This is a genomic window from Halomonas halmophila, from assembly GCF_006540005.1.
GTDB classification, from domain to species: domain Bacteria; phylum Pseudomonadota; class Gammaproteobacteria; order Pseudomonadales; family Halomonadaceae; genus Halomonas; species Halomonas halmophila.
In genome coordinates this window covers 1-605 of sequence record NZ_BJOC01000087.1, presented here as the reverse complement: position 1 = coordinate 605, position 605 = coordinate 1, and the positions used below count along the sequence as shown (strand labels likewise).

Annotated in this window: 1 protein-coding gene; it reads left to right on the top strand. The window is 59.5% G+C overall.

Annotated elements, in window-relative coordinates:
• Positions 1-605: sugar-binding transcriptional regulator (locus HHA01_RS14700; protein ID WP_307725353.1), on the top strand; the 605-nt coding region annotated here is incomplete at both ends.

Below are 605 nucleotides of genomic sequence, written 5' to 3'. Positions count from 1 at the left end.
GCCATGAATGAGCGCGTCGAGAATGCTGATATCGCGTTGATGACCGAAATCGCCACGCTCTATTACGTGGAGGGTGAGACGCAGGAAGTCATTGCCAATCGCTTGGGAATATCTCGGGTCAAGGCCGGACGCTGGCTCAAGCGAGCGCACGCGGAAGGCATCGTCGATGTGCGAGTTCGTCAGCACCCCTCGGTAAGCGCCGAGGTTGAGCGTGAGTTGATACGCCGCTTCGGCATCAAACGTGCCCTTGTATCGCTCGATCATACCGATGCGGATGTGCAGCGCTCCGGTGTGGCGAGCCTGGTCGCCGATCACTTATCGAGGACCTTGCAGGATGGCTCGATCGTTGCTGTCGGCATGGGGCGTAATGTGGGTGCCGTGGCCGACAACGTGTTCGAGAAAGGGGAGCGAAAATGCTCGTTCGTGTGCGCTATCGGGGGATCGTTGCGCGCGGGTGAATACATGAATCCCGACCATATCTGTCGACGCCTGGCCGTGAAGTTTGGCGGGGACAGCGAAACGCTCTATGCGCCGGCGCTGGTGCAGAACCCTGAGTTGCGCGATGCCATGTACGAGAACTCGACAGTACGCCAGACACTCGACCG